At 61.6% G+C, this 23,028-nt stretch carries 20 protein-coding genes; 12 read left to right on the top strand and 8 right to left on the bottom strand.

Annotation, left to right across the window (positions count from 1 at the left end; translation table 11 throughout):
* Positions 1-3 precede the first annotated feature (3 nt).
* Both AC1Q9F_RS04050 and AC1Q9F_RS04045 read right to left on the bottom strand, forming a co-directional pair.
* Positions 4-855, bottom strand: coding sequence for an STAS domain-containing protein (locus AC1Q9F_RS04050; RefSeq protein WP_207982928.1), 852 nt, complete (start codon positions 853-855; stop codon positions 4-6).
* Positions 856-1,094: 239 nt separating this feature from the next.
* Positions 1,095-1,616, bottom strand: coding sequence for a DUF4142 domain-containing protein (locus AC1Q9F_RS04045; protein ID WP_007959465.1), 522 nt, complete (start codon positions 1,614-1,616; stop codon positions 1,095-1,097).
* 205 nt (positions 1,617-1,821) lie between these two features.
* Between AC1Q9F_RS04045 and AC1Q9F_RS04040 the strand changes: the two genes are divergently transcribed.
* Positions 1,822-2,064: an HP1242/YdcH family protein gene (locus tag AC1Q9F_RS04040; RefSeq protein WP_207982927.1), complete on the top strand. Its 243-nt coding sequence runs from the start codon at positions 1,822-1,824 to the stop codon at positions 2,062-2,064.
* Positions 2,065-2,173: 109 nt separating this feature from the next.
* Complete coding sequence (locus tag AC1Q9F_RS04035; protein WP_007959467.1) at positions 2,174-2,344, top strand: hypothetical protein; 171 nt, start codon at positions 2,174-2,176, stop codon at positions 2,342-2,344.
* 15 nt (positions 2,345-2,359) lie between these two features.
* Here the strand turns inward: AC1Q9F_RS04035 and AC1Q9F_RS04030 are convergent, their stop codons facing one another.
* The 4 genes from AC1Q9F_RS04030 to AC1Q9F_RS04015 form a co-directional block, all read right to left on the bottom strand.
* A complete protein-coding gene (locus tag AC1Q9F_RS04030) occupies positions 2,360-3,436 on the bottom strand; it encodes an SMP-30/gluconolactonase/LRE family protein (protein ID WP_492618881.1) in 1,077 nt (358 codons plus the stop codon).
* On the bottom strand, positions 3,433-4,578 hold the full coding sequence (locus AC1Q9F_RS04025) for a sterol desaturase family protein (protein ID WP_492618882.1): 1,146 nt from the start codon (positions 4,576-4,578) through the stop codon (positions 3,433-3,435). Before AC1Q9F_RS04025 ends, AC1Q9F_RS04030 begins: the two co-directional genes overlap by 4 nt.
* Positions 4,579-4,687: 109 nt before the next feature.
* A complete protein-coding gene (locus AC1Q9F_RS04020) occupies positions 4,688-5,551 on the bottom strand; it encodes a LysR family transcriptional regulator (RefSeq protein WP_007959472.1) in 864 nt (287 codons plus the stop codon).
* Between the two features lie 60 nt (positions 5,552-5,611).
* Entirely contained in the window at positions 5,612-7,330 is a 1,719-nt protein-coding gene (locus AC1Q9F_RS04015; RefSeq protein WP_492618883.1) for a hydrogenase maturation protein, read from the bottom strand.
* A 298-nt stretch (positions 7,331-7,628) separates the two neighbouring features.
* On the opposite strand from AC1Q9F_RS04015, the gene AC1Q9F_RS04010 reads away from it, so the two are divergent.
* The 10 genes from AC1Q9F_RS04010 to AC1Q9F_RS03965 all read left to right on the top strand — a co-directional run bounded on the left by AC1Q9F_RS04010 (position 7,629) and on the right by AC1Q9F_RS03965 (position 21,737).
* Positions 7,629-8,135 carry a sigma-70 family RNA polymerase sigma factor gene (locus tag AC1Q9F_RS04010; RefSeq protein WP_011334510.1) on the top strand — a complete coding sequence of 169 codons (507 nt, stop codon included), beginning with the start codon at positions 7,629-7,631 and terminating at the stop codon, positions 8,133-8,135.
* Positions 8,132-9,079, top strand: coding sequence for a FecR domain-containing protein (locus AC1Q9F_RS04005; protein WP_492618884.1), 948 nt, complete (start codon positions 8,132-8,134; stop codon positions 9,077-9,079). Before AC1Q9F_RS04010 ends, AC1Q9F_RS04005 begins: the two co-directional genes overlap by 4 nt.
* Before the next feature lie 91 nt (positions 9,080-9,170).
* Complete coding sequence (locus tag AC1Q9F_RS04000; protein WP_492618885.1) at positions 9,171-12,095, top strand: TonB-dependent receptor domain-containing protein; 2,925 nt, start codon at positions 9,171-9,173, stop codon at positions 12,093-12,095.
* A 44-nt stretch (positions 12,096-12,139) separates the two neighbouring features.
* Positions 12,140-12,841 (top strand): antitoxin Xre/MbcA/ParS toxin-binding domain-containing protein, encoded by a 702-nt coding sequence (locus tag AC1Q9F_RS03995; protein WP_492618886.1) that lies wholly within the window; start codon positions 12,140-12,142, stop codon positions 12,839-12,841.
* The gene (locus AC1Q9F_RS03990; RefSeq protein ID WP_492618887.1) at positions 12,838-13,341 is read left to right on the top strand and encodes an RES family NAD+ phosphorylase; all 504 of its coding nucleotides are present in this window, start codon (positions 12,838-12,840) and stop codon (positions 13,339-13,341) included. Before AC1Q9F_RS03995 ends, AC1Q9F_RS03990 begins: the two co-directional genes overlap by 4 nt.
* A gap of 118 nt (positions 13,342-13,459) precedes the next feature.
* A complete protein-coding gene (locus AC1Q9F_RS03985; protein ID WP_492618888.1) occupies positions 13,460-16,114 on the top strand; it encodes a TonB-dependent receptor in 2,655 nt (884 codons plus the stop codon).
* Positions 16,115-16,228: 114 nt separating this feature from the next.
* Positions 16,229-18,079, top strand: a complete 1,851-nt coding sequence (locus AC1Q9F_RS03980; RefSeq protein WP_492618889.1) for an extracellular solute-binding protein — start codon at positions 16,229-16,231, stop codon at positions 18,077-18,079.
* Positions 18,066-19,130 carry a microcin C ABC transporter permease YejB gene (locus tag AC1Q9F_RS03975; protein WP_492618890.1) on the top strand — a complete coding sequence of 355 codons (1,065 nt, stop codon included), beginning with the start codon at positions 18,066-18,068 and terminating at the stop codon, positions 19,128-19,130. Before AC1Q9F_RS03980 ends, AC1Q9F_RS03975 begins: the two co-directional genes overlap by 14 nt.
* A complete protein-coding gene (locus AC1Q9F_RS03970) occupies positions 19,130-20,152 on the top strand; it encodes an ABC transporter permease (RefSeq protein WP_492618891.1) in 1,023 nt (340 codons plus the stop codon). Before AC1Q9F_RS03975 ends, AC1Q9F_RS03970 begins: the two co-directional genes overlap by 1 nt.
* Position 20,153: 1 nt before the next feature.
* Entirely contained in the window at positions 20,154-21,737 is a 1,584-nt protein-coding gene (locus AC1Q9F_RS03965; RefSeq protein ID WP_492618892.1) for an ABC transporter ATP-binding protein, read from the top strand.
* Between the two features lie 52 nt (positions 21,738-21,789).
* On the opposite strand, the gene AC1Q9F_RS03960 is transcribed toward AC1Q9F_RS03965, so the two are convergent.
* Both AC1Q9F_RS03960 and AC1Q9F_RS03955 read right to left on the bottom strand, forming a co-directional pair.
* Complete coding sequence (locus tag AC1Q9F_RS03960; protein WP_007959502.1) at positions 21,790-22,107, bottom strand: SCP2 sterol-binding domain-containing protein; 318 nt, start codon at positions 22,105-22,107, stop codon at positions 21,790-21,792.
* A 48-nt stretch (positions 22,108-22,155) separates the two neighbouring features.
* Entirely contained in the window at positions 22,156-22,866 is a 711-nt protein-coding gene (locus tag AC1Q9F_RS03955) for a histidine phosphatase family protein (protein ID WP_007959503.1), read from the bottom strand.
* Between the last annotated feature and the right edge of the window lie 162 nt (positions 22,867-23,028).

The following is a 23,028-nucleotide window of genomic DNA, read 5'->3' as shown; positions in this document are numbered from 1 at the left end:
TGGTTAAACCGTCTTGGCGAGGGTGATGCCCAAGCGGGTCAGCGCCAGTTTCAACGCATCAGCCAGATTGGCTTTGGTCACCACGCCTTGCAGGTCGAGGCCCAGGTGGACGATGGTCTGGGCAATCTGCGGACGCACGCCGCTGATGATGCAGTCGGCGCCCATCAGGCGGATCGCGGTCACGGTTTTCAGCAGGTGCTGGGCCACCAGGGTGTCGACGGTCGGCACGCCGGTGATGTCGATGATGGCGATTTCCGAACCGGTGTCGACGATGCGTTGCAGCAGCGATTCCATCACCACCTGGGTGCGTTGCGAATCGAGGGTGCCGATCATCGGCAGGGCGAGCACGCCGTCCCACAGCTTGACCACCGGGGTCGACAGTTCCAGCAGTTCTTCCTGCTGGCGCTTGATCACCGCTTCACGGGATTTCTGGAAGGTGCGGATGGTGTGCAGGCCGAACGCGTCGAGCAGTTCGGAGATTTCCCAGAGCTGTCCGCCGAGCAGCGCGGGTTGTTTCTTGTAATGATTTTGCAGCAGGGCAAACAGCGGCCCTTTGAGCGAGAAAATGAAACTGGCGGTCTGTTGCGAATCCTGACCGAGCAGGGCGCGGCTGTGGGAGAGCTTTTCGAGGAACTGGCGGGTGGTTTCCCAGCCCGGCGCGGCGATGTTGGTGCCGTTGTCGTTTTCCAGACCGCTGACCACCAGTTGCAGGAATTCGCTGGTCTGCTGCTGCACATCGTGTTCCTTGAGATTGCGGGTGGCGCCGCTGTCGACCAGCCCTTGAGTCCATTCGCCCAGCAGTTGTGCCTGTTTGTTTTTCATCGCATCGAGTGTGCTGTTCTGCAGTGCTGCCATGTGCCTGTTGCTCCATTGCGAATTGGGGGCCGGTTCTTCGGAAAATGACCGGCGCGAAGTGAATGACCTTGGCCGTTCGAAATAGTTGTTCGTTCCCGCGATCATATTTTTGATCTACCGCACGGAACGCACCGATAACTCTAGTCGTCATGGCTGGCGGCGCTGATCTTTTGCGCAAAACAACGGGCCAAAAAAAGAGGCCGCGTCCAATGGAGGCGGCCTCTTGAGGTGTGTTGTGTCTACTTGCTCGGGTGCTTGGCCTGCAGTTCCTTGGCAGCGGCCAGGTGTTTTTGCAGCCCGGGAAGCATTTTCTGGGCAAAGCCCTTGAGCTCCGTGGCGCCTTTGACCTTGTCGTCGGTCACGGTGTTGGCCTGTTTCTCGAACAGTTTGATGGCTTCTTCGTGGGCCTTGACCTGATTGTTGGCGTAGGCCGCATCAAAAGATTCATCGCGCATGTCGAGGATTTTCTCCTTGGCCTGTTTGACCAGCGTCGTGGTGTCCGGCACTTCGATGTCGTTGGCCTTGGCAATCGTCGCCAGTTCATCGTTGGCCTTGCCATGGTCGGTGATCATCATGTTGGCGAAAGCCTTGATGTCGGCGGACTGGCTTTTTTCCAGCGCCAGGCGACTCGTTTCGATTTCAGCGATGCCGCCGGCAGCGGCGTTGTCGACGAAATCATTGTCGGTGGCGGCGAAGGCCGAGCCCATGCCGGTGCTCAAGGCCACGGCCAGAAAAAGGTGACGCAGTTTGAATCCGTCCATTGGTGTTTCTCCACGCAGGTTTTTGTGAGCGTTATTCAATGGAGGGAATTGGCCGACCAAAGGTTTTATCGCATTCGCGAAAGGGCGACGAACGGGCACCGCTGGTCTGACAGGTGGTCGACAGAACCGGTCAACCGAGGCCATTCTGATACTTGGCCAGCGCAATCGGTCGCGTTGGCTGCCGATCAACTGACGGAGGTGTTCCATGCCGGTGACCCATGATTTGTTACAGGACTTGAAACTGACAAAGGAAGAGATCCAGCAACGACGCACCGCGGATCCACATCTGGATGCACTGATCAACAAGTATTCCCAGGCGGACGCCGAAGTCGTCAAGGCCGAGACGGCGACCTCGGATGCACCCAGCGACGACACCCTGAAGAGACTCAAAGAGAAACGCCTGCAGGTCAAAGACAAGATCGTCGAGCAGTTACAGGCTCGAACCTGACCGTCAGTCGCGCCACCGGCCCTCGGTGGTGAAACGACTGGAACGACAGCCCCGACCGGCACCTCGAATGTTAAGAGTCTTCACATTGCGACTCTTTGCGAGGTGCCTTATGAAAGATCCAAAATTCCCTAGTGAAGAGCAGGGCGCATTTGACCCGGTTCCCACGCATCCAGAGCCCAATAGCCCGGCGCACACCGTTCGTAATCCTGAAGAGGAACGCAAGAGCGAGGAAGTGCCGGAGGATGAGGATCCGGACAAGTTCGATCGGTCCAGCAACTGACCGCCTGGCATCGCCTCACTTCAAGGCTGCCTCCAATGGCATCCGCGCCATGTGCGTCGCCTTAAGCGAGCCGAAATACAACCACTCGCCATACTCGCGCGCCGTGGTGATCGGCGAGTAATTGCCGGCGCTGGCGTCCTGCAGATTGGCGATCACCTTGCCGTCCAGATCCAGCCCCAGCACGAACCCGCGTTTCTCCACCGGTTTGGGCAGCACGGTCATCGCCCGCACGATCATCTTGCGTACGAACGGGTGTTCAGCGGTGCGATCCAGCAGCGGGTTGCGCGGCGTGTACAGCGCCACCCAGAAGCGATCCCGTCCATTGAAGGCGAGGTTATCCGGCAGCCCCGGCAGGTTGTCGATGAACAGGTCATAAGTGCCGGCCTTGGGCCCGGTCAGCCAATAGCGGCTGATGCGGTAGGCGCCGGTTTCGTTGACCAGCACATAGGCGTCATCGGGGCCGAGAGTCACGCCGTTGGCGAACTCCAGTCTGTCGAGCAGCACGACGGTCTTGCCGGTCTGGAAGTCATAACGCAACAGACGTCCGTCGCCGCCGTGCTCGATGATCGCTTCGCCATCGTGGCCGTAGCCCCAGCGACTCGAGGCATCGCTGAAGTAGGCGTAATGCCCGGACTTGTCGATGGCCACGTCATCGGTAAACCCGAACGGCAGACCATTGGCTTCGGTAGACAGCGCCACCAGCCGACCCTGCGCGTCGAGCGACAGCAAACCCTTGACCCCATCGGCGATCACCAGCAAACCGTTGGGATGCCGCGCCAGCCCCAGCGGCCGGCCGCCAGTATCCGCCAGCACCTTGCGTTGCTGACCGTCGAGGCTGGTGCGCAGCAGGCGTCCGTCGTGCAGTCCGGTGATCAGAAAGTCGTTTTCCAGCAGCAGCGCTTCGGGGCCTTCGATGTCGCTCGGGCCGACTTGCGCCGCGCCCTTGAGTCGCTGGTTGTCAGCGAATTGGCCTTCGGTCAGCGAGGGCGCCGGTTGCGGCGTCCAGCCGACGGGCTCGACCTTGGTCGGCATCAACAGCAAAAAGCCCAGAACCCCGATAACCAGCAGCAACAGCAGATATCGCCATCTCACACGTGGGCTCCCGCGAGTGCCAGGTGCCGGGTCGCCATGTCACGCAAGGCCAGCATCGAAGCCGCCGATTCGCGATCGATGCGCCGCTTGAGCAGCAGGTGGTTGGCGATGCGCAGGCCGATGCCCTCGAACTGGTAATCGAGGGTGCGCACGAACCGCGTGGCATCGTTGTGCGCCGAGCATTCATAGGTCAGCAGCAAGGACAGACCCTGATCACCCTGGGCCCGAGCACACCAGCGCCGACCTGGCAGGTATTCGGTGACCTCCCAGCGCAAATGCCCCTCGCGCCCGCCGGCGTGGATATCCTCGTCGAATCGCGCACCGGCATGCAGCGCACCGCTGGGGCCGTCGATTTTCAGCGAAGACGGGTGCCACTCCGGCCAGCGACTGACGGTGGCGGCGTAGGCGAGGACGGCGATCGGATCACCAGCGATGTCGACTGTGTGCTGCATGCGGGTCATGGGCGTTCTCGAATCGGTCAGAGGGGCGGTTTCCGGCTCCCAGTAGAGGGTGCCGAACAGGTAGTCCATCAGCGGAAAAACGATATTGAAATTGCGCTCCTGCATGCGTTCGCGACGGTGATGCAGCTCGTGCAGGCGGCGCATCTGGCGGATCCACGGCAGGCGGGTCAGCGGATTCTGCGGCGGCAGATGCTCGCAGGCGTGAAACACTTCATAGGCCAGGTAACCGAACACCATGCAGCCGCCGAACAGCCCGGCGACGTTGCTGTTGACCTGCGCGAACAGCCACCACAGGGGCAGGGTGATCGCCAGCGTGTGCAGCACGATCAGCCAGGCCGGAAACAGGATCACCCGCCAGTCGCGGGCGCCGTCATAGGTCATGTGGCCGGGGGTGAAGAAGCTGTGATGATCGCCGGCATGCCGGGCGTAGAACATCCGGGCGAAGCTCTTTTTGTGGTGGCCGAGGTGGCGGTGCACCATGTACACGCCGAAATTGAAGAACAGCAGGGTCAGCGGCACGGTCAGCCATTCCAGCGCCTGGACCTGATGCACGCTGCTCCAGAACGCGCCGATGGCCAGCACGCCGAACAGCAGCACGAATGCGCCGTGCAGCCACGGGTTGTAGCGGGGATGGATCGCCGCACGGTAGCGGCTGCGAAATGCCTCGGTGGTCTGCCTCACTGCGGTCACCTGCGGATATTGTCGTTATCCCGGCAGATTAGCCGATCCCGCCGTTTGTGCAGGGGCAACCTTCAGGTCACAAGTGCCATGCTCCGGTGTATAGCGGCCGTCAGCTCAACGGGTTCCAGCGCTGCGACCAGTCGTCATCGGCCTTGATCACTTCGCGCAGCAGATCGAACGCCTGTTGCAGGATCGCCGAGTCGCGGTCGCGGGAGTAGACGAGGTAGGTCGGATAGCCGAATTCAGGGGCTTTGGTCACCGGTTCCAGCGCGCCGCTTTCCAGATAAGTGCGCACCACCCGGGTGCGGAAGTAGCCGCTGCCGCCGTTCTCCAGGATGTATTGCAGGGCCAGCGGGCCGAGGTTGAAGCTCAGGGCGGCCTTGGCCTTTTCCGGCAGGGCGGCGTCGTGCTGGCGGCGGAAGTCCGGGCCCCAGTCGATGTACACGTAGGGGGCAGGGCGGCCGGGCGTGGTGACCAGAATCAGTTTCTCCTCCAGCACCTGCTCGACCTGCAGTCCCGGCCAGTATTCCGGTTGATAGACCAGCGCCGCATCGAGCACCCCCAGTTCGAGCTGGCGCAGCAGGTTTTCGCCGTCGCGGATTTCCATGCGCAACGCGTGGCCGGGGATTTTCTCCCGCAGTTCGGCGGCCCAACTGAGCATCAGCGGGTTGCACAGGCTGACCTCGCCGCCGATGTGCAGCACGTTGTGATAGCCCTCGGGCAAGGGCAGGTCGCGGCGCGCCGCTTCCCAGGTCTGCACCAACTGATTGGCGTAGACCACGAAGGCCTCGCCGTTGGCAGTGAGCCGCGCACCGGCACGGTTGCGCACGAACAGCGTGCTGCCCAACTGGCTTTCGAGTTTCTGGACACGGGCGGTGATTGCCGTTTGCGTGACGAACAGCTTTTCCGCCGCCGCGGCGAGGCTGCCGTGGCGGACGATTTCCAGAAAGGTGCGGGCGAGGTCGATGTCCATGGGCGGGCCGGTGGTTGAGGTGCCCGCATTGTACGGGCAGCCCCGGGACCGCGTCATTGTTCAGTCAGCCACTTCGACTTCACGCACCCGAGCCCATTCCTCCACCAACCGCGCCGGCGTACAGCAAGTCTTGCGTTTGTAGACGAAGTTGCGGCACTTCTCGGCAAACTGATTGCGGTTGTACAGCATGTCTTCCTGCATCTCCTGCAGCTCCGCCTCGCGACACTCACGAATCAACACATGATCGACCCGCAACTTGCGCTCCCGTACCGACACATAAGTCGGATCACTCAGCACACTGTTGGCCCGTTGCAGCAGCCACAGCGAGAACTCGTCCGGGCAACGCGGGCCGATTTCCTGGACCATGCCCAGTTGCAGCGCTTGCGCAGCGCTGACCGGCAGACAGGCCTGAGTCAGTTGCTCCGCCATGGCCGGGCCGACGGCGCGGGGCAGGCTGTAAGTCCAGTATTCCGAGCCGTACAAACCCATGCTCTTGTAATGCGGATTGAGCACGATGTCGGCGCGGGCAAACACGATGTCAGCCGCGAGAGCGAGCATCACGCCACCGGCCCCGGCATTGCCGGTAACCCCGCTGACCACCAGTTGCCGTGCGCTGAGCAATTCTTCGCACACATCATCGATGGCCTGGATATTGGCCCAGGCTTCGGCGCCCGGATCCTCGGCAGCCTGAATCACGTTCAGGTGCACGCCGTTGGAAAAGCTGCCGCGTCCGCCCTTGATCAGCAACACCTGAGTGTCGCGGGACTTGGCCCAGCGCAGGGCCTCGACCATGCGCCGGCATTGCTCGGTGCTCATCGCGCCGTTGTAGAACTCCAGCGTCAGCTCGCCGACCTGGCCGGACTCGCGATACCGGATCGGCTGATACGCCTCGTCGCTGAACGGCGCGTTGGCAATCGACCAGTCCAGCACCGGCACGCCAGACAACTGCCCGGCCAGCACATGCCGCGCCGGACGCTTGAAGGTTTCTTCGCCCGGTTGCGGTTTGCGGCGCAGCGAGCCGATCCACAGGCTGTGATCACCGGTCGCCACCAGTACCGCGTCGTCGTGCACCGCGAGAATTTCGCCGGGCATGCCGGTGCGTTGATCGATGTGCGCGTCGTACACGTAATACTGCCCGCCGGCGAGGCTGGCGAGTACGCCGGGCTGGCCGTCCGCCGCATCGATGCAGCGCTTGATGAAGCGTGAGCAGTCGTGCCAGCTGAAGGTGCGGTCGTCCTGTTTCATGTTCGGCTGCAAACGCCCGCGCACTTTCGGATTGTTGTAATCCAGCGCAGCCGGCACAAAACCGTCGATGAATTTCTCCACCACTTCGCGGATGCAACGGATCGCCGCGTCGCTGACCCGGCCGTTGTACAGCTCGGATTTGCGCAGGCCTGTCGGCAAGTTGAATTCGCAGGTGGCCCAGACCGGGCCGGCGTCCATTTCTTCCACCGCTTGCAGGGCGGTTACGCCCCAGGATGGCAGCTCGCGCATGATCGCCCAGTCCAGTGCGCTGGCACCGCGATCGCCGACGATGCCGGGATGAATGATGACGACCGGACGCTGCGGATTGCTCCACAGCGCGTGGGGCACGCGATCCTTGAGAAACGGGCAGATCACCAGGTCGGCGCCGCTGTTTTCGATCTGCTCGCACACGGCGGTTTCGTCGGTGAACAGCACCACGCTGGGTGAGTGCCCGGCCTGACGCAGTTCCAGCCAGGCACGCTGAGTCAGGCCGTTGAACGCCGACGACAGAAGAATGATGTTGAGTGATCGCATGATTGCTCTTCCTTGAAAGGTCAGCCGCAGGCTCCCGGTGAGCCGTCCGTGGCTATCGATGGAGGCGCAAGGTTAGAGACTGGCGTGGCCGGCGCCACTGATCGAGATCAACGTTGTGTCAGCCAATGTTGCCGTGGCGACGACGTGCCTTATTCTCAAAGGTTTGCTGATCCTGATTTTTTATTACTTCAAATGTCTCAGGCGCTATAGCACAGTCGCACCCCTGATCACCGCCGGAAGATCCCGGCATATCCATGGATTTTCGCAGCGGGTGGAGCCCGTTTTCAGGGAGTAAGGCATGGGGAGTCACAACCCGCATTACCAGGTCATCGGGCAAATGTTCCAAAAGGACTACCGATGGTTGTGCGCAGCGGTCAGCCGTACCCTCGGTTGCCCGCACAGCGCACAGGACATTGCTTCGGAAACTTTTCTTCGGGTCCTGGCGCTGCCCGATCCGCTGGCGATTCGCGAACCCCGCGCGCTGCTGACCACGATTGCCCGGCGGCTGGTCTATGAAGGCTGGCGCCGGCAGGATCTGGAGCGCGCTTACCTGCAAAGCCTGGCACTGGCGCCGGAACCGGTGCATCCGTCACCCGAGGAACGGGAGTTGGTGATCGAAACGCTGCTGGCGGTGGATCGCTTGCTCAACGGATTGTCGGCCAAGGCCAAGGCTGCGTTTCTCTATCACCAGCTCGACGGCCTGACCTACAGCGAAATCGGCGAACGCCTCGGCGTGTCCACCAGCCGTGTGCAGCAATACATGGTCGAGGCGTTCAAGCGTTGCTATCAGGCGATGCAGGCATGAGGCCGGACGAAACGCTGATCGACGAAGCCGCGCAATGGATGGCGCTGCTGCAATCGGGGCACGTCAGCTTGCAGGAGCGCGCCGCCTTTGACGCCTGGCGCACGGCGGATCCACGGCATCAGCAGATCATCGAGCAAATGGGTGGCGGGCTGAACCTGCTACGCCATTCGAATCTGCGTGGTTTGCCGCGTGAGAGTGTGTTGCACAGCCTGAATGCACCGTCCAGTCGACGCCGATTCCTCAGTGGCAGTTTGAGTGTGCTCGGTATCGCGGTGCTGGCCGGTTTGCTCGGTCGACGTTATGGCTGGTTGCCCGAGGCCGGCGAATTGTCGACCGGTATCGGCGAGCGTAGGGAATTCACGCTGGAGGACGGCAGCGCTCTGACCCTCAATGCCCGCAGCCGCGTGGTGCCGCGCTTCAACAATCTCGAGCGTTTGCTGGACCTGCGCAGCGGTGAGCTGCTGATCGATGTGGCGAAAAATCTGTCCCGGCCGTTTGTGGTCGAAACCGGGCATGGGCGGATGCGTGCGCTCGGGACCAAATTCCTGGTGCAACGTGGTGAGGATTCAACGCGGCTGGTGATGCTGCATTCACAGGTCGAAGTGGTCACCGCCAGCGGCGCGCGGCAAGTGGTGGAGGCCGGCGAAAGTCTGCTGTTCAACAGGCAGGAAATCCTCGCGCTGGAACGCAGCAAAGGGCAGGAAAGTGCCTGGGTGCAAGGGCGGCTTGAAGTGCGCGATCGCCCCTTGAGCGAAGTCATCGACAGCCTGCGCAGCTACCGTCGCGGCATCCTGCACCTGAGCCCCGAGGTCGCCGGTTTGCGCCTCAGCGGTCTCTATCCGCTGGACGACAGTGACCGCACTTTGCAACTGCTGGAGCGTTCGCTGCCGATCCGTGTCACTTGGCACAACCCGTACTGGGTGAGCATCGAAGCACGGTTATAAATCCATAACTTCCCGGTCTATCCGTCCCCCTATAAAAAGCGCCGGCCCGCTGCTCATTCCCTGCAGACGCCTTCAACAGGGAAGCCCCTCGATGTTCTCATTCAAACAACAACAATTGTCCCGCCTGACGCTGGCCATCGTGCTGGCGACGGGGATTGTCCCGGCCACCGTTCAGGCACAGGACGTCGCCGCTCAGGTCTATACCTTCGACATTGCCGCCGGGGCCCTCGACGAGGTGCTGCTGGACATCTCGCGCCAGACCGGCGTGCCGATTTCCTTCAGTCAGAATCTGGTTCAGGGCAAGCGCAGCGGTGCGGTGCGCGGCGCATTGGGTGGCCGTCAGGCGGTGGAGAAAGCCCTGATCGGCAGCGGCCTGCAAGTCGAGCAGGGCACCCAGGGCCTGAGCATTCGCCCGGCCGATGCGCCGAGCGCGGCGTCGGTCAAGGCGGCTGCCGTGGCGCCCGCCAGCAGCGCCGATTACCGCATGGAAAAAGTCACCGTCACCGGCTCGCGCATTGCCCGGGCGCAGAGCGATGGAGCGACGCCGGTCAACGTCATCACCCATGAAGAAATGGAAGCGCGCGGCTACAAGAACGTCTACGACGCCCTCGCCACGCAAACCCAGAACACCGGCATGACCCAGGGCGAAGACTACGGCAACACCTGGCAACCGGCGGCCAGCGCCCTCAACCTGCGCGGCCTCGGTCCCAACCACACGCTGGTGCTGATCAACGGCCGGCGGGTCGCCGATTACCCGACGCCGTACGATGGCAAGGTCAACTTCACCAACCTTGCGAACATTCCGTCGGCGATCATCGACCGCATCGAAGTGCTCAGCAGCGGCGCCTCGGCGATCTACGGTTCGGACGCGATTGCCGGGGTGGTGAACATCATCCTCAAGGACAAAATGAATGGCGTCGACGTCAACCTAAAGGGCGGCACCAGCGAGCGCGGCGGCGGTGACAACCAGCGCTTGCAGATCAGCGGCGGCGGCAGTTGGGGCGACTTCGACGGGTTGTTTGGACTCGAACTGACCAACCGCGACCCGATCTGGGCCGATGATCGCGGCTTCATGCAGAGCGGGCCGCTGGCGGATGTCGGCTACCGTCGCGACCTGACCAACAACCGTTATCTGGGGCCCGGCTGCGGCGCCTATCAGGGCACGTTCGACAACAAGCTGTTCAACAGCGGCGGACGTTGCCGCACCGACCAGATGTACAACGATTACTGGACGGTACAGACGCAAAAGGAAAACTACGACGGCTACACCCGTGGCACCTGGCATTTCAGCGACAGCGGTCAGGTGTTCGCCGACCTGATGTACGGTCTCGATCATATCCAGAACAACACGCGCGGCCCGAGCTTCACCTCGCCGGATTTCATCAACCAGAACAGCGGCAATCTGGAGCGCTGGTACCGGCGCTTCGGTGAAGAGGAAATCGGCGGGCGCACCAGCAACAACAGCAAATGGCGCGACACCTCATGGACCGGCACCCTGGGCCTCTCGGACAAGATCGCCGACACCGGCTGGAACTATGAACTGGCGGCCAACCGGTCTGAATACAAAAGCGTGCGCACCACGCGTTACACGCCGCTGTCGTCGATCCAGGATTTCTACCTCGGCCCGCAACTGGGCACCCGCGACGGTTATCCGGTGTTCGCGCCGGATGCCTCGCGCCTCGACCGGCCACTGACGCCGCAGGAATGGGAGCAATTTCGCGGCAACCTGACGCAGAGCAGCAAGTCGGTGTCGACCAGTTACAACGCGTCGGTCAACGGCGATTTGTTTGACCTGCCCGCCGGTCCGGTGGGATTCGCCGGCGTGCTCGAGGCGGGCAAGCAGGAATACCGCATCAATCCGGATGACAGCCTCAATGACGGCAGTTTCTACGGCGTGACCCCGGCGCAAAGCTCCGGCGGTTCGCGCAAGCGTTACGCGGCCGGTGGCGAGTTCAGCATTCCGGTCACCGACACGGTGTTGGCGACAGCCGCAGGGCGCTGGGACCAATACAAATTCAGCGGCCGCACCGAACAACAGAAAACCTACAACCTCGGCCTGGAATGGCGGCCGGTGAACAGTCTGCTGGTGCGCGGCAGTTACGGCACCAGTTTCCGCGCCCCAGACTTGAACTACATCTATCAGTCCGACAGCAACGGTTATTACCCTGCGCAGATCGACTACTACGGTTGCAGCCAAGGCGTGGAGGGCGCCTGCGATCGCGGGCGGGTCGATTACACCCAGAACGGCACGGCGGATCTGGAATCCGAACGCGGCAAATCCTGGACCTACGGTTTCGTCTGGTCGCCCTCACGCAATTTCGATTTCTCCACCGATTTCTGGCGGGTGGAGATCGATGACCTGCTGACCACCGTCGACGAAAACCGCCTGTTGCAGCAAGAGAACGAATGCCGCAATGGCACCCAGGACATCAACTCGGCCAACTGCCAGTCGACCCTGGCACGTGTGGATCGCAATCCCGGCAATGCCGCCGTCGATCCCAATCAGTTGCAGCGGGTGCGGGTGAATGCGATCAACGCCGCCAGCGAGCGGGTCAGCGGCCTGGACTTCAAGAGCAACATTCGCTGGGGCGCCGGGCAGTATGGCGCGTTCAGTTCGGCGCTGGGCTACACCCTGGTGCTGTCGCATTACTACAAGGAATCGGACGAAGCCCCGACCCAGGACTGGCGCACCTCGCGCACCAACTACGACTGGCGCAGCAAGGTCAACGCCAGCCTGACCTGGGATTACCAGAAGGCCACGGCAACGCTGATGGGAATTCGTTACGGCTCGGTCACCAACGGCGCGGGTGACGGGCGACTGTCTCCGTGGACGGTGTTCAACGCCAGTGCACGGTACAAGCTCAACGACCGGGCGAGTATCGGGCTGACCGTGAACAACGTGCTCAATCAGGTCAAGCATGACGACTCGGCGGGCTGGCCGTATTACCCGACCGGCAACTACGACCCTTACGGGCGCCAGTGGTGGCTGGATGTGAGTTATCACTTCGGCAGTTGAGGACGGAATGGCGTCCGGCAACGTCCTACGGAAGTTGCCGGGCTTTGGGCGAAAACGGGGATATTTCCGACGACTTTTTAAGGTTGGCCGTCGGAAGCGTGATCTATAGCATCGGCGATGACATTGAAGTCGTTAACGGCCTGATCACTCAGGCCTCTGATAATGGATTGATCATGCGAACTGCACACCTCGAATACGAAACGCCTGCTTATTCCGCTCGCCATCAGTGGCGCGATGATCGTGCCAGGTGCCCCATGGAGGATGTCGCCTTGCCCAGCGCAAAAGTACCCCGGTTGGGGGGCTTGAAGAAAGTCGAGGGCAAGCCTGTCGAATTGCTCGTGCATGGCCGGAACATCGGTGATGACGCCCTGCTGATTGTTCAGCTTACCGATGAAGGTTTCGAGCTGAACGACGTCGTCGACATGCTTTCAACCTCCGAGCTTTACCAGCAAGGCGACATGGTCAAACTCATCACTGGCAAGTCGGTCAGGACGGTAAGGCGGCTGCTGAAGGAAGGCAAACCGGTACGGCTTGACCCGCAGCAGAGTGTCATCGCCTACCAATATGCATTGGTGCTGGAGTTGGCCATTCGGGCCTTCGGGGGGCAACCACGGGCGGAGGACTGGCTGCAGAAACCCTCTACCTATTTTTACGGTCATGTGCCGCGGGAATTGACCCTGCATCCATTGGGTTTTCAGATGGTGGAGCAGTATCTGAGTCAGCTTATCTACGGGGTTTACCCATGAACCCCTTGCCGTGGGACAAACATTGGTATGCATGGCGGCTTGACCGCGAGGTTTATGGAAGAACGTGGGATAGCGGGATGGGGTCAAAGATGAGAGGAGGTCGATGGAACATTCCCGGACGACGCGTCGTGTATGCATCCGTCGATCCGTCGTCGGCCATTCTGGAGGTGGCAGCCAACCGCAGTTTTGATGCCCTGGATCGCGAACCTTATGTATTGACGTGCTTTGAGGTCATCAGCGACGCGAAGGTGAAAATCGTGCAGCCCGAAGAGGTGCCGAACCCTTACTGGCTGAGCCCTGCACGGCCGTCACCCAATCAGCGATTGTTTGCCGACGCTTTACTGGCTGAACATCCGTTTGTACTGATTCCCTCGGCGGCAACCCGGCATTCGTGGAACTTGCTGGTGAGCTGCGACCTGGCAGAGGGGCAGTTCAAGATGGTCTCGCAGGAGCGGTTCGGCCTCGATACCCGATTACTCGGGGAAATGGCGTTGGTCTGATGAAATGTCATGCTGCATTTTGCATAACCTCAGCACCCAACGGTCTAAATCGCGCCCTATAAATCAACATCTGCCATTGCACATCCCTGCATAAACCAAAACGCAGGGATGGCTGTTCATGATCCATTTTTCACCCGTTAAATCCCCTTTGAGCCTGGCCTTGCTGCTGGCGATCAACACATTGCCGGCGATTGCTGCCGACAGCAGTGCTACAGAACCGACCACCCAGTTGCAACGGGTCGAAGTCACCGGCACCGCGATTCGTCGGGTCGATGCCGAAACCGCCGTACCGGTCACCATCCTGCGGGTCGAGGAGTTGCAGAAGCAGGGCGTGACCACCACTGAGGAGCTGGTCAACCGCATCTCGGCCAACCAGTCTTCGGTGGGCTCCGGGCGCTCGGTGGGGTCGAGCAGCGGCGGGGCGTCTTACGCCGACCTGCGCGGGATCGGCCCGAACAAGACTCTGGTGTTGCTCAACGGTCGGCGCCTGAGCAACAACGCGACCAACGCCATTAACGGCTCCGGCGTCGATCTCAACACCATCCCGTTCGCTGCCATCGACCGGGTGGAAGTGCTGCGCGACGGCGCCTCGGCGCTGTACGGCACCGATGCCATCGGCGGGGTGATCAACTTCATCACCAAGACCAGCCTCACCGAAGGCCAGATCAGCACCAATTACGACACGCCGACTCATTCCGGTGGCGGTGAAAGCCGCAACTTCAGCGGCAGTTGGGGTTTCGGTGATTTGCAGGACGATCGCTTCAACGTTTTCGGCGTGGTGAGTTACGACAAGCAACAACGGCTGGCCGCCGAAGATCGCGGTTACACCTACAACTATCAGCCTGGGCGCGGTCTTGATTACACCTCCGGCACGGCATCGCCCGCCAACTGGAGTCAGGGCAGCAACGCCACCAACCCATTGGCCGGTTCCGGTTGCAATGCGCCGGGGCTGCTGTCACGCAATGGTATCTGCCGCCAGAGCCTGTGGAACTACCTCGATCTGGTGCCGGAAACCGAGAAGACCTCGGCGTTCGCCAAAGCCACCGGCAAGCTGTCGGATGACCACAACGTCAGCCTCGAATACTTCTGGGCGCGCAACGAAAACCGGACGCAGATCGGCCCCGGCACTTTAATGGGCAGTCAGGTCAATCCTGGCACCGCGTTCTATCCGGGTAACGGCATTACGCCCGGGCCGAGCGGTTTTGCCCTCGACCCGACGCAACCGGTGGACGTGAACTGGCGTGAAACCGCCGTCGGTGCCCGTCAGCATGAAGATGACAACACCGGTCAGCGTCTGCTGTTGAGCTTCGATGGCACGCTGGTCGGGTGGGATTACAACCTCGGCGCGTCGTACAACCAGAACAAAGTAGTCAACACGATTCGCAGCGGTTATGTGAACGACCGCGCCGTCAGCGCAGGCATTGCCAACGGTGTGATCAACCCGTTTGGTCCGCAGACGGCTGCCGGTTCGGCCTTGTTGGCAGCCAACGGAGTGGACGGCGATTACTCGACAGCAGTGGGCCGGGTCAAGGCGATTGACGGGCGCATCAGCCGCGAGATCGGCGACTGGTTCGGCGCCGGGCCGTCGGCGCTGGCCCTGGGCGGCGAATACCGCAAGGAGGACTTCCATCAGGATTTCGCCCAGTTCGCGGCTGATGTGCAGAGCCTGGGCGTTGATCCCAATGCCAGCGTCGCCGGGGATCGCAGCGTCTCGGCGCAGTACGCCGAGGTCAACGTGCCGGTGCTCGACAGCCTGGAACTGTCCGCCGCTGTGCGCCACGACAAATACAGCGATTTCGGCAGCACCACCAACCCGAAATACTCTTTCCGCTTCCAGCCGTTCAAGGAACTGGTGGTGCGTGGCGCCTACAGTGAAGGCTTCCGCGCGCCGTCGCTGTACGAGTTGTACAACCCGAACTTCACCACGTTCACCGTAGCCAATTACAACGACCCGCGGCTGTGTGCCGGTGGCAACCCGAGCAACGGCGGGATTGCCAACCGCGACTGCGCTCAGCAGTTCAACAGTCGGACCGGCGGAAACCAGGACCTGAGCCCGGAGACCGCTCGCAACGTCACCCTCGGTTTCGTTTATCAGCCATTCGATCGCCTGACCACCGGACTGGACTTCTGGTGGATCGACATCGCCAACCAGATCGCCGAGTTTCCCGAGTCGGCGGTGTTCGAAAACCCGGAGCTATACCCGGAGCGTTTGATCCGCAAGCCTGATGGCTCGATCGATCACATCGTCACTGGCCTGGCCAACCTCGGCAAGATCAAGACCAACGGCGTCGACGTGAGCTTCGACTATCGCCTGCCGAGCACACCGTACGGCGATTTCGGCATCGGCCTGCAAGGCACTTACGTCACCCGCTACGACTATCAGCAGCAGCTCAAGGGCGACTACATCGACAAGCTCGGCGATTTTCGCGGCGGCGACTTTGCCTCGGCCGGCGCCGTGGCCCGTTGGCGTCACAGCCTGACCGGCAGCTGGAACTACGGCCCGCTCGGCGCGAGCCTGACCAACCGCTACACCAGCGGTTACCACGACTCGGATCGCGACACTCACGATTACGTCGGTTCGTACAACGTCTGGGACGTGGCCGGCACCTACACCTGGCGCAAGACTCTGGCGGTGACCCTCGGGGTGAAAAACCTGTTCGACCGCGAGCCGCCTTTCAGCAACCAGACCTACACGTTCCAGAGCGGCTACGACCCGAAATACGGCGATCCGTTTGGCCGCACGCTGTACACGCGGGTCAATTACAAGTTCTGAGAATGATCGGTCAGGGCGGGTTTTAGTAACACATCGTTCTAAACCTCGCCCTATAAAAAGGCCCGGCCTGTTGCACATCACAGTCAGGCAGGCACGTGGTGAAAGGATCTGCCCATGTTTTCCAGAGTCATTCTGTTCAGCGTCGGTCTGGTGCTGAGCCCGGCGCTGTTCGCGGCGCCAAAGCACGCCCTCACGGTCTACGGCGAAGCGCCGAAATACGCCCCGGACTTCCAGCACCTGGCCTACGCCAACCCCGACGCACCCAAGGGTGGAACCTTGCGCCGCTCTTCACTGGAGAGCGGCCCGTTCGATCACCTGATTCCCTACATCGACAAAGGCACCGGCGTTGCCGACATCGACGGCTGGCTCTATGCGCCGCTGGCCTATCGGAGCAAGGACGAGCCTTACAGCGTCTATGGTCTGGTGGCGCAACGCATGGAGCTGGATGCGGACCGGCGCTGGCTGCGCTTTTACCTCAACCCCAAGGCACGGTTCGAGGACGGCACGCCGATCACCGCCGAAGACGTGCGCTACACCTTCGAGCTGTTCACCACTCAGGGCAGCCTCAAGTATCGCCAGCAGTTTCGCGATGTCGCCGAGGTGCAGGTCGAGTCGCCGACCGAGGTGCGTTTCGTGTTCAAGAACAACGAGAGCCGTACCTTGCCGCTGGATCTGGCGACGTTGCCGGTGCTGCCCGAGCATTGGTGGCGCACGCGCAACTTCGCCGATGGCGCAGGCTTCGAGATTCCGCCGGGCAGCGGGCCGTACAAGGTCAGCGCGGTGGATGCCGGGCGCAGCGTGAAATTCCAGCGGATCAAGGACTGGTGGGGCAGAGATCTGCCGATCACCCGGGGGCTCTACAACTTCGATCAGTTGAGCGTGGAGTTCTTTGCCGACACCGACGTGTCGCGACAAGTGCTCAAGGCCGGCGGTTTCGATTACAACCGCGAGTTCTCCGCCACCAGTTACACCATCGGTTATGCCGGCGCGGCGCTGGAGCAGGGCAAGCTGCTGCGCGAACACCTCGCACCCGGTGCTGCGCAAGGTTCCCAAGGGTTTGTATTCAATCTGCAGAAGCCGATGTTTCAGGATCGCCGGGTCCGGCAGGCGATCGCCATGCTCTGGGATTTCGAATGGAGCAACCGGCAGATGATGCGCAGCATGTACCTGCGCCAGCGCAGCTTCTTTTCCCACAGTGCGTTGTCGGCCACCGAACTGCCGGATGCCGAAGAACTGAAAATCCTCGAACCGTGGCGCGGCAAGATTCCCGATGAAGTCTTCAACCAGGTATTCGAAGCGCCGCGCACCGACGGCAGCGGCAACATTCGTGCGCAGCAGTTGCAGGCGCTGAAATTGCTGGATGCTGCTGGCTGGAAACCCCGTGGCGATCAACTGGTGAATGCCGCCGGCGAGCCGTTGCAATTCACCTTCCTCAACGGCCAGAAGGGTTTCGAGCGCCTGCTGCTTCCCTTCAAGCGCAACCTGGCGCAGATCGGCATCGGCTTCGATATTCGTCAGGTCGACACCGCGCAATACACCAACCGCGTGCGCAGCCGCGACTACGACATGATCGTCGTCGGTTACCCGGTGAGTCAGGCGCCGGGGCGCGAGCTGTTCAACTATTTCGGTTCCGACGGCGCCGACGATCCCGGCTCCAACAACTACATGGTGCTGCGCGACCCGGCGGTGGATGCGCTGCTCGAAGGCGTGGTGCAGGCCGACAATCGCGAGAGTCTTCTGCGTCACGCCCATGCTCTGGATCGGGTGTTGCAGTGGGGCTACTACTGGATTCCCAACTATTACCCGCCGGGGATTTCCACGGTGTGGTGGAACCGTTTCGGTCGCCCGGCAATTGCGCCGCTGTACGACGCCGGCCTCGACACCTGGTGGGAAATCAGCCCGACCGCGCTGACCTCGACGCAAATGCAGCAACAGCAAAAGGAGTATGCCCATGTGGGGTTATAGCCTGCGGCGTCTGCTGCTGATCGTGCCGACCTTGCTGGCGATTCTGCTGGTGAACTTCGTCATCGTGCAGGCCGCGCCCGGAGGCCCGGTCGAGCAGGCCATCGCCCGATTGCAGGGGATTGGTGTCGGTGCGGCGGTGGGTGCCAGTCATGTCGAGAGCATTGGCGGCGAGTCCCGCGCGACCCGTGGCCTGGACCCGAAACTGGTGGCCGAGATCGAGCGTCAGTACGGTTTCGACAAAAGTGCCGGTGAGCGCTTGTGGCTGATGCTCAAGAGCTACGCGCAACTGGACTTCGGCAAAAGTTTCTTCCTGGGCGCGACGGTGACCGAGCTGATCTGGCAGAAGCTGCCGGTGACCTTGTCGCTGGGATTGTGGGCGACGCTGATCACTTATCTGGTATCGATTCCGCTGGGCATTCGCAAGGCCGTGCACAACGGCTCGGCGTTCGATGTCTGGAGCAGCGCGGCGATCATCATCGGCTATGCGATGCCCGGTTTTCTGTTTGCGCTGCTGCTGATCGTGGTGTTCGCCGGCGGTACGGCGCTGGATTGGTTTCCGGTGCGCGGGCTGGTCTCGGACAACTTTGCCGAGCTGTCGCTATGGGGCAAGGTCGCCGATTACTTCTGGCATCTGGTGTTACCGGTCAGTGCGCTGGTGATCGGCGGTTTCGCGACGCTGACGATCCTGACCAAGAACAGCTTCCTCAACGAGATCTCGCGGCTGTACGTGGTCACGGCCCGGGCCAAGGGCCTGAGTGAACGACAGGTGTTGTACGGGCATGTGTTTCGCAACGCGATGCTGCTGGTGGTGGCCGGATTGCCTCAGGCATTGGTCGCGGTTTTTTTCGGCGGCTCGTTGCTGATCGAAGTGATCTTCTCCCTCGACGGTCTCGGCCGCCTGAGCTACGAGGCGGCGGTGTCGCGGGATTACCCGGTGGTGTTCGGTTCGCTGTTCATCTTCACCCTGTTCGGGCTCTTGATAAAACTGCTGGGCGACCTGTGCTACACGCTGGTCGATCCGCGCATCGACTTCACCGCGAGGACTGCCTGATGCCGACGCTTTCTCCCATCGGACAGCGCCGTTGGGCGCGGTTCAAGGCCCATCGGCGCGGCTGGTGGTCGTTGTGGCTGTTTCTCGCGCTGTTCGGCCTGAGCCTGGGCGGCGAACTGGTCGCCAATGACAAACCGCTGCTGGTGACGTATCAGGGCGAGTGGTATTTCCCGGCGTTCAAGCGCTACACCGAGCAGGATTTCGGCGGTGAGCTGCCGTTCCAGCCCGACTACCGCAGCGCCCAGGTGCGTGAACTGATCGAGGGGCAGGGCGGACGGATGTGGTTTGCGCCGATCCCGTTCGGCTTCGACACGGCCAACTACGACCTCACCGAACCGGCCCCGAGCCCGCCCACCGCTGAAAACTGGCTGGGCACCGACGATCAGGCGCGGGATGTGCTGGCGCGGGTGATATTCGGCACGCGGGTCTCGCTGTTGTTCGCCCTGGCGTTGACGGCGGTGAGCGCGTTGATCGGTATCGCCGCGGGTGCCTTGCAGGGCTATTACGGCGGTTGGGTCGACTTGCTCGGCCAGCGTCTGCTGGAGGTCTGGTCAGGGCTGCCGGTGCTTTATCTGCTGATCATTCTGTCGGGCTTCGTCGAGCCGAATTTCTGGTGGTTGCTGGGGATCATGGCGCTGTTTTCCTGGCTGAGTCTGGTGGACGTGGTGCGCGCCGAGTTCCTGCGCAGCCGGGGGCTCGAGTACGTGAAAGCGGCGCGGGCGCTGGGTGTCGGCGATGCGCAGGTGATCGTTCGGCACATTCTGCCCAACGCCATGAGTGCAACGTTGACGTACCTGCCGTTCATTCTGACCGGGGCGATCGCCACGTTGTCGGCGCTGGATTTCCTCGGCTTCGGCATGCCCGCCGGCAGTGCTTCGCTGGGTGAGCTGATCGGTCAGGGCAAGAACAATCTGCAAGCACCGTGGTTGGGGCTGACGGCATTTTTTGCCCTGGCGATGATTCTTTCTCTACTCGTATTCATCGGCGAAGCCTGCCGTGATGCCTTCGACCCGAGGACTTGATATGCGTGAACATCTGATCGAAATACGCGACCTGCGGGTGGCGTTCAAAGGGCAGGAAGTGGTGCACGGCATCGACCTCGACATTTGCCCGGGGGAATGCCTGGCGCTGGTGGGCGAGTCGGGTTCCGGCAAGTCGGTGACGGCCCACAGCATTTTGCAACTGCTGGACCCGCACATCACGCAGATCGACGGCAGCATCCGTTATGGCGGCGAAGAGTTGCTGGGTGTACACGAGCGCTATCTGCGGCAACTGCGCGGCAACCGCATCGCAATGATTTTTCAGGAGCCGATGAGCTCGCTCAACCCGTTGCACAGCATCGAGCGGCAACTCGGCGAAAGCCTGGCGCTGCACAAAGGCCTGGCGGGCGCGGCGGCGCGCAAGCGGATTCTGGAGTTGCTGGAACTGGTGGGCATTCAACGACCGCGCGAGCGGCTGAAGGCGTATCCGCATCAGCTCTCCGGTGGGCAGCGGCAACGGGTGATGATCGCCATGGCGCTGGCGTGCGAACCGCAATTGCTGATTGCCGATGAGCCGACCACGGCCCTCGACGTCACGGTGCAGCGCAAGATTCTGTTGCTGCTCAAGGAACTGCAACAGCGGTTGGGCATGGCGCTGCTGATCATCAGCCATGACTTGAATCTGGTGCGCACCATCGCCCAACGAGTGGCGGTGATGCGCGCGGGCGAAATCGTTGAGCAGGCGAGCTGCGAGCAATTGTTCCGCGCGCCGCAGCATCCCTACAGCATCGAATTGCTCAACGCCGAACCCGGCGGTGCGGCGCTGTGCCGGGATTCGGCGGAGGATCTGCTCGAAGTTCGCGATCTGCATGTGCGTTTTCCGCTGGGTGGCGGATGGCTGCGGGCCAAGTCGTTTCTGCACGCGGTCAATGGCATCGATCTGAACCTGCAGCGGGGCAAGACTCTGGGCATTGTCGGTGAGTCGGGATCGGGTAAATCCACGCTGGGTCAGGCGATCCTGCGCCTGATCGACGCCGACGGCAGCATCCGCTTCAAGGGTGAGGCGCTTGAACAACTGAGCGGCAAACAATTGCGTCCGTTGCGCAAACGCCTGCAAGTGGTGTTTCAGGATCCGTTCGGCAGCCTCAGCCCGCGTTTGTGTGTGGAGCAGATCATTGCCGAAGGTTTGCAGGTGCACAGCGACTTGAATGCGCAGGCGCGCGAGCAGGCTGTGATCGATGTATTGACGGAAGTCGGGCTCGACCCGGCGACGCGTCATCGCTATCCCCACGAGTTTTCCGGCGGGCAACGGCAACGCATTGCCATCGCTCGGGCGCTGGTGCTCAAGCCGGATCTGATCCTGCTGGATGAGCCGACCTCGGCGCTGGATCGCACAGTGCAGAAACAGATCGTCGCGCTGTTGCGCCGGTTGCAGGAGGAGCACGGACTGACTTATCTGTTCATCAGTCATGATCTGGCGGTGGTGCGGGCGCTGGCCCACGATCTGATCGTGATGAAGGATGGCGAGGTGGTGGAACGCGGCGAAACGGCCGGGTTGTTTCATTCGGCCCGGCACCCGTATACGCGGGAGCTGCTGGCGTCGTCGTTTGCCGGTGTGAACGCCTGAAACGACAAATCCCGCCACAGGGGCGGGATTTGTTTGCAGACTGGCTGCGGTCTTAAGCCGGGAACAGCTCGGACAGTTTCATCGACAGCATCATGTCGCCTTCAACGCGCAGTTTGCCGCCCATGAAAGCCTGCATGCCGTCGGTTTCGCCGCTGACGATACCTTTCAGGGTTTCGCTGTCCAGCACCAGCGTGCAGTTGGCGTCCGGGTTTTCGCCTTCCTGGATGTCGCAGGTGCCGTCTTTGACGATCAGGGCGTATTGCTTGTCTTCGTCAGTGATGTTGAAACCGAAGACCAGATCCAGACCGGCAGCGGCGGCTGGGTTGAACTTGGCTTGCATTGCTTTTACGGCATCAGCTACGGAGGTCATGGTTCGATCCTTTTTGGTTGATTGCAGCAGGTTCACAGTAATCCGGACTCAGCGAAACGTGATGAGTTCCGGGGCCTTCAGCAGTTGCAAATGTGCATGACTGTTGAAGGAAGCCAGAGCCACCTCGCGACCGCGGAACTTCAGCTGGTTGAGCGAGGTGTTGACGATTTGCCAGTTCAGTTCAAAGGCCTGTCGGGCAGGCATTTGAGTGATGAGGTGGAGCAGGGCGGTGATCGTGCCACCGGAGGTGAACACCGCGATTTTCTGGGTGTTGTCGGCCTGTTCGAGAATCCGCTGCAGCCCGGCCTGTACCCGTTCGACGAAACCCAGCCAGCTTTCCAGGCCCGGTGTGTCGTAGGTGCCGGCGAGCCAGCGTTCGATGATCAGGGCGAAGATGCGCTGGAACTCGCCACGGTTTTGCGCGGCATTGCGCAGGATCTCCAGCGCCTCGGGTTCTTCCGGCAGCATGGCCGGGAGCAGGGCGCGGATCACGGCGTCGGCATCGAATTCGTTGAAGGCCGAATCGATTTCCAGAGCCGGAACCGGCAGGCCGACGGCGGCGAACTGTTCAAGGGCGCTGTTGGCCGTATGTTGTTGGCGGCGCAGGTCGCCCGACAGGCAGCGGTCGAAGCTGATTCCGAGTTCGGCGAGGTGGCGGCCGAGGATTTCTGCCTGGCGTACACCGGTCGGCGACAGGACGTCATAGTCGTCTGCACCAAAGGAGGCCTGGCCATGTCGAATCAAGTAGATGCTGCCCACGTCCGCGTCATCCCGGTACGTTGAAGGTTGTGGCGAGGTTATGGGGATGACGGTGAGCTGTCAATGAAAAAACATACGCTTGTTTGAAATGCCCGTTCCAGCCTTGTTGCCAGAGGTTTCACGGCTGGTCGACCGGCCGGTGCATGGGTATGCTGGAGCCAA

The sequence above is a fragment of the Pseudomonas sp. GW823-FHT04A03 genome (genome assembly GCF_058796615.1).
The sequence above is the reverse complement of the archived record's forward strand: the minus strand, read 5'-3'. Positions and strand labels throughout refer to the sequence as shown.